Annotated in this window: 6 protein-coding genes; 5 read left to right on the top strand and 1 reads right to left on the bottom strand. The window is 36.6% G+C overall.

Annotated features, from left to right (window positions below; genetic code table 11):
- The coding region (locus V7014_RS23885; protein WP_335511043.1) for a LysR family transcriptional regulator at positions 1–495 on the bottom strand (495 nt) is incomplete at its 3' end.
- A gap of 248 nt (positions 496–743) precedes the next feature.
- On the opposite strand from V7014_RS23885, the gene V7014_RS23880 reads away from it, so the two are divergent.
- The 5 genes from V7014_RS23880 to V7014_RS23860 all read left to right on the top strand — a co-directional run bounded on the left by V7014_RS23880 (position 744) and on the right by V7014_RS23860 (position 6,217).
- Positions 744–1,286, top strand: a complete 543-nt coding sequence (locus V7014_RS23880) for a thiamine pyrophosphate-binding protein (protein ID WP_335511041.1) — start codon at positions 744–746, stop codon at positions 1,284–1,286.
- 33 nt (positions 1,287–1,319) lie between these two features.
- The gene (locus V7014_RS23875; RefSeq protein WP_335511039.1) at positions 1,320–1,922 is read left to right on the top strand and encodes a thiamine pyrophosphate-dependent enzyme; all 603 of its coding nucleotides are present in this window, start codon (positions 1,320–1,322) and stop codon (positions 1,920–1,922) included.
- 38 nt (positions 1,923–1,960) lie between these two features.
- Positions 1,961–2,860: an NAD(P)-dependent oxidoreductase gene (locus V7014_RS23870; protein WP_335511037.1), complete on the top strand. Its 900-nt coding sequence runs from the start codon at positions 1,961–1,963 to the stop codon at positions 2,858–2,860.
- Positions 2,861–3,369: 509 nt separating this feature from the next.
- Entirely contained in the window at positions 3,370–4,995 is a 1,626-nt protein-coding gene (locus V7014_RS23865; RefSeq protein WP_335511036.1) for a long-chain-fatty-acid--CoA ligase, read from the top strand.
- Positions 4,996–5,020: 25 nt separating this feature from the next.
- Positions 5,021–6,217 carry an acyl-CoA dehydrogenase family protein gene (locus V7014_RS23860; RefSeq protein ID WP_335511035.1) on the top strand — a complete coding sequence of 399 codons (1,197 nt, stop codon included), beginning with the start codon at positions 5,021–5,023 and terminating at the stop codon, positions 6,215–6,217.
- The last annotated feature ends 396 nt before the right edge of the window (positions 6,218–6,613 follow it).

Below are 6,613 nucleotides of genomic sequence, written 5' to 3'. Positions count from 1 at the left end.
TTCTAATATAGTTTCAAATGATAAAGTTTCATCCGATATTATATCTTCATGAAGTGAAGCTACGCCGAGATCCGCTTTTTCTTTTTTTACATCTTCTAAAACTTCGTCGGCATCTTTTTGCATAATAACAATATCGTGGTTTGGGTATTTCTCCTTGAAGGCTATTAAAACTTCAGGTAGAACACTAGCTATCAAATCAGCTGTTGAGGAAATTTTTACGCTTTTTTGTTCATTTAAGTGTTTGTTTTTTATCTTCTTTTCCAATTCATGAAACCTTACAAGTAAATCAGCTGCTATTGCTATAATTTCTTTCCCCTCGTCTGTCAGCACAGTTCCATTTTTATTACGATTAAACAATTTTACATCATATTCATTTTCGAAATTAGCTAAAGCCTTACTAATAGCTGCTTGTGATATATGCATGTTTTTTGCAGCTTCAGATATATATCCAGTCTTTGCGATCTCTACTAAATATTGGAGTTGCTCTATTTTCATAAATTCACCTCATAAATCTTTATATAACTATTAGTTGTACATCGGTAACAAATATTCGTTTTACATAAGTATTAGTCATCTTCATAATAAGTGATATCACTAATAATTAACAGAATAATATTTATTTTCTGAATATATAAGTGATCAATGGAGGTGAGTAAATATAATTTTTGTTCAAACTAGAAAATGATTTTATAATATGTTGAATCAAGTTTAACAGGTCACAATGAAAGGAGAGAAAATGCGAGATGATAGAATCGAACTTTTCAGCTTACTCTGTAAAAGCGAGTGCTATATTGGACGAACTGAAAGCTTGCGGAATTACCCACGTTGTGACGGTTCCTGATTATGTACAGTTATCTGTTCATAGATTTTTAGAACAGGGTTATCTTCCTGAGGTTTCGGTGGTTCCTTGTTCTACGGAAGATGAAGCTATTGTCATTGCTGCGGGTTTGTATATCGGTGGGAAAGTGCCAGTTGTGATTATACAAAATCAAGGGCTATATGCTTGTGTGAACAACTTACGAGGGATGGGCCTTGATTCGAATGTGCCGATTTTCATGATGATTGGACAGTTCGGACGAGAATTCAGCAACTTAGGAAAGGATACTAGAGATTCATCTCGTCGTGTCGTACGAATTCTGGAACCCTTATTGGACATGCTTGAGGTTCCATACTTATGTCTAGAGGGACCAGAAGACATCGGCAATATCCAAAAAGCTTTTGAGATTTCCCGCAAACACCAATCGCCAGCTGCATTGTTGATTGGTGCACACACTGCTTGGGATTAGTAGTAGTAAAAATACAAGAGAGGAGACTATGTTATGGGAATGTTCAGTAAAGACGCGGTAAAAGTAATCGCTGACCATAGAGCTGATTCAATTGTTGTTAGTACGATGACGGCGATGTTCTATTTACACGAAATTTCTCCAAGTCCACTTAACATTGATTCAGTTCCTTTAATGGGCGGAGCCTCTGGATTAGGTTTAGGACTAGCTCTTTCACAACCAGATCGAAAGGTATTGGTGTTAGATGGCGATGGAAGCTTGCTAATGCAGTTAGGTTCTTTGGCAACAATCGCAGGTGCTAAAGCAAAGAATTTTTTTCATTTTGTTTTTGAGAACGGCGTGTGGTTTGAGGAACTAAGTAATTTGTCAATTCCTGCAGAAGGAAGATTAGATTTTAAAGGGATGGCTAAAGCTGCTGGATACGCAGCTGCGTATTCATTTAAGGATTTAGAACAGCTTAAGGAAGGGCTTAGTAGTGTATTTAATGGACCTGCTCCAGCATTTATTCATCTTGATATTAATGTAACAAATTCAAACCGAGTTTTTTCAAAAGAAAACATTCAAAGAGAGATACCGGATTTTCAATTTATGAGAATGGGTATGCAGGTGCGAAAGCTCAAAGAAGAATTATGTAAGTAATTTCTATAATAAATACTATTTTTAAAGGAGTGGAGTAAATGAATAATAAGCGAGTTGGATTTATCGGATTAGGAAAAATTGGTTTTCCGATAGCGTTGAATATTGGGAAAGCAGGATTTGATTTGACTGCATATGATGCACTTCCGCGTCCTGAATATGTAAAGCAGCTTCGAGAAATAGGAGGGCGAGTTGTAACTTCTATCAAGGAAGTAGCAAATCATTGTGATGTATTAATTACAGTTCTACCTAACTCAACAATTGTGGAGGATGTATTGTTAAGTGAAGAATTAGTATCTGTAATAAAACCTGAAATGATATGTGTAGATATATCATCTGGTTTCCCTGATGATACGAAACGTATCGCACGGGTATTGGAATCCCATGGTGTTCATATGGTGGATGCACCGATTTGTAACGGAGGTGTGCCAGGAGCATATTTAAGAGATATTAAGTTGTGTGTTGGAGGTGATCAAGAAATATTTGAGAGCGTAGAGCCGATTCTAAGTGCAGCAGCTAAGGAAGTAAAGCATGTTGGAGAACTTGGTATGGGGCATTCTATTAAGGCAATTAGTAATTATTTGATCTTTGCGTCCACGTCTGTTATATCTGAGGCACTGGCTTTAGGAACTGCTTGTAAATTTGACTCCTCATACCTGATCAATGAACTGAAAACTTGTGCAGCAAGTAAATTCTTAAACCTTAACATGGCACAAATGATATTAAGCGATTCCAAATCAGAGGCAAACTTTCGTGCAGACTTAGCAGCTAAGGATCTTCGCTATGCGTCACAATTGGCTAGTAATAGAGGTATATTAAGCATCATGGGTAATGCGGCTCATGAGCTTTATCAAATTTCGGTTCAGAATGGTTATGGTAGTGAGGAGGCTATACGTGCACCGTATTCTATGTTGCAAAAACTTGAAAAATCTACCGTTTAATCGATGAATTTGTTTTCAATATTATTATGATGGCGTTTACAAACTCTATAACGCATGTAAGGTATGAATTGGTGGTTACTATAGCTACACAAAGGTTCACAAAAGCTTGGGGAATGGGTTTTTGATAGACGATAAAATCGTTCCCCGTTGTTTTTGGTGTGAGTTGGTTGAAGAAAATATTGTTCAAATGATTTTAATCGCTACAGCCANNAACATATATTATAATTTCTGAACTTCCAAAAATCATAATGTGAAATTATTATAAATGTAAATATTTTTAATAATACTGATATTTAAGGAAGGGAGCAGCTTTGGATAAAAAGTTAATTATATCAACCCAGGTATGATAACGCTTACAAATGGTGTAAACAAAGGATAACTAGATTTATAAAAGTTGCATTATAAGCTGTAGATTTTGAATAGTAAAACTTGAAAAAGATCGTCATACTTTGATTGCGTTTTTCTTTATCTCTGAATCATTAATCAAATTGTAGAAGGGAGTTAGAAGTTTGAAAAAACCATGGCATGCCTTTTATCCGAAAACGATACCGTTTGAATTAGAAATACCTGCTTGCTCTATCTATCACTTATTGGAGCGTTCTACTCAAGACTTTCCAGATCATACAGCCATCATCGAAAGAGATATGGAGATGACTTATACTGAATTGAAGCGTACTGTCGATCGATTTGCTGCTGCTTTACATAGACGTGGCTTTAAGAAGGGCGATCGATTTGGCATAATGCTTTTTAATTGCAAAGAATATTTAATTGCTTATTTTGGTGTTCAGCGACTGGGTGGGATTGTGGTTCAACTGAATCCCATGTATCAAGAATATGAATTGAATTTTATGCTGAGTGATGCTGAACCCTTGTGGTTACTGTGTGAAAGTAGTCAGGTTGAGAAATTAGAACGTACTAATTATACTAGTAATCTTACAATTATCACCATTGATAGAGTTAATAATGGATATGCATATTTAAACAATTGGATTGAAGAAGAGAGTGATTCTCTTCCCCCATTGCAAATCAATAGTCGAGAAGATATTGCGTTTCTTCAATATACAGGTGGAACAACTGGTATACCAAAAGGCGTTATGATTACCCACTACAATTCATTAGCCACCACTTATCATACGTATATCACAGATGAAGGAGCTCTTCAACGTCCAGGTGAAAGATATTTAGGTGTTTTCCCAATGTTTCATGGCGCCGGTTTACAAGTTATGTTATCCGCAATATTCAATGCAGGTTCTTATATCGCCATCAGTCATTTACGTCTGCATGATGCACTTTTCCTAATCCGAAAATATCAGCCATCTCATATTTCAGCGCCACCTACTGTCTTTGTTGGATTGTTAAATCATCTTGATTTTAAAGAAGATGACTTGAAATGTTTGAAAGTATGTAGATCGGGTGCTGCCCCAATTCCTTTAGAGGTGTTACAAGATTTCGAAAAAAAATCGGGAGTGCAAATCTCTGAAGCATACGGATTGACGGAATCTAATGCCATTACTGTTCGTACACTTTTGAATGGGGTTAGAAAAAACGGGTGTGTAGGCATACCTGTCCCAAATTCAGATATCAAAATCGTGGATCTTGAAACAGGTTTACAAGAAATGCCAATAGGAGAAGCAGGTGAGATTCTCTTAAAGGGTCCACAGATTATGAAAGGTTACTGGAAAAATCCAGAAGAGACAGCTCGTACGTTACGAAATGGATGGCTGCATACAGGTGATATAGGCACATTAGATGAAAATGGTTTTTTGAGTATTGTCGGAAGAAAGAAGGAAATGATTATTGCAGGAGGATACAATATCTATCCTAACGAAATTGATGAAATCCTGTATCAACATCCTGCCGTTGCCGAAGCATGTACATTTGGAATTCCAGACAATTATCGTGGAGAAACGGTCAAAGTTGCCATCGTTGTTAAGAAGCAGTATTCACTAACAGAAGTAGATATTATTGATTGGTGCAGAGAAAGATTGGCTAAATATAAAGTACCGAAACAGGTAGAATTCAGAAAGCAATTGCCGAAATCAGCAGTAGGTAAAATTTTGCGCCGTGCGTTGGTTGAAGAGCATCATAAACAAATAAAAGATATGAAAGTCATAACCAAAAAGACTGAATATTAAAATAACTAGAAGGGGGATATTATATATGTCAAAGACTGCTTATAGTTCTAAACCAGGAACGTTTAATCTATTTAGAATAAAAAGGCCTTTCTATACGGAAGAGCATGAAATGTTCCGAACTTCTTTACGTCAGTTTATCGAAAAAGAGATTTTTCCTAATTTTGAAGAGTGGGAGGAAAAAGAGTTTACTCCGCGTGAACTCTTTACCAAAATGGGTGAGCAAGGTTTTCTAGCTACACAAGTAGATCCTGCGTATGGTGGTCTTGGACTCGATTTCGGTTTTAATTTAATTCTTGGTGAAGAGGCGAATCGTATTGGAGGTGGGATTTGTGGGGCATCCATGCATAGCACGATTACAGTACCTTATCTTGAAAAGTACGGTACAGAAGAACAAAAGCAAAAGTATTTACCGAAATTTGTAAGTGGCGAGATGATGACGGGTGTTGCGATGACAGAACCTGGAACAGGCTCAGATTTAGCTAGCATACAAACAACAGCTGTAAGAGACGAAGACTTCTACGTTATTAATGGTCAGAAAACCTTTATATCTAATGGAATTAACGCTGAAGTGTTCTTTGTTGTCGTTAAAACGGACCCACACGCAACTCCAGCTCATAAAGGTGTAAGTGTCATTATGGTTGAAAAAGGTACACCAGGTTTTTCGAATGGTCGTAAATTAAAGAAATTAGGGCAGCGCTCATGGGATACGGCAGAACTTGTTTTTGAAGATGTTCGTGTACCAGTATCTAACTTACTGGGAGAAGAAGGAAAAGGGTTTGTCATTCTAATGGATAAATTGCAACAGGAAAGACTCATTGCTTCGAACTCTGCATGTATAGTTGCGGAAGAAATCTTAAAGTCAACCATTGACTATGTTAAACAAAGACAAGCATTCGGAAAACCAATCAGTTCTTTCCAAAACACCCAGTTTAAAATAGCAGAAATGGCTACGGAATTATCTTTAGCTCGTAGCTTTTTAGATAATCTTATTCCCCGATTTATGAAAGGGGAGAAGGTCGATACACAGGTGTCTATGGCAAAAAGTTATATACCTGAAATGACTAAACGTATGGCTTCTCGTTGTCTACAACTTCATGGTGGATACGGTTTTATGGAAGAATACCCTATTGCCCGCCGTTATCGAGATACAACCGTTTTGACAATTGGAGGTGGAACGACTGAAATTATGAAAAATATTATTGCGAAAAACCTTGGGCTGTAATGAGAGTCTTTTTAAAGAAGTATTATCGTATTCATTTTCACAAATGTCAATCGAGGAACATGGTCAGATTGTATAGGGGCAACCGACATGCTTTTCATTGTTATAGCAGGTCTGAGTATTAGCCGGTTTGGGTCGATTCTTCATTGCTGTTTATAAAACATACCTTTTAATTTCTGAACTTTTAAAAATCATAAACTCAAATTATTATAAATGTAAGGGTTGATAATAATTAGAATATTATGAAAGTTATTCGAAAAGGAGGGAGAATATTTAAGTAAAAAAGCAAAAGTAATCGGAATAAATATGATACCGTTTACAAAACCTGGATCACATGAGCCGTATGAGTTTATGGCTGATGTAGAAAGGGCATCCAATTGGAGCAACTGGATTAGCTCA

This window comes from Bacillus sp. JJ722 (assembly GCF_036963345.1).
Lineage (GTDB): Bacteria > Bacillota > Bacilli > Bacillales > DSM-1321 > Bacillus_AD.
The sequence above is the reverse complement of the archived record's forward strand: the minus strand, read 5'-3'. Positions and strand labels throughout refer to the sequence as shown.

Bases quoted from the DNA above. Each gene is read 5' to 3' on its own strand.
- V7014_RS23880 (WP_335511041.1), top strand. From the start codon at position 744: ATGATAGAATCGAACTTTTCAGCTTACTCTGTAAAAGCGAGTGCTATA.
- V7014_RS23875 (WP_335511039.1), top strand. From the start codon at position 1,320: ATGGGAATGTTCAGTAAAGACGCGGTAAAAGTAATCGCTGACCATAGA.
- V7014_RS23870 (WP_335511037.1), top strand. From the start codon at position 1,961: ATGAATAATAAGCGAGTTGGATTTATCGGATTAGGAAAAATTGGTTTT.
- V7014_RS23860 (WP_335511035.1), top strand. From the start codon at position 5,021: ATGTCAAAGACTGCTTATAGTTCTAAACCAGGAACGTTTAATCTATTT.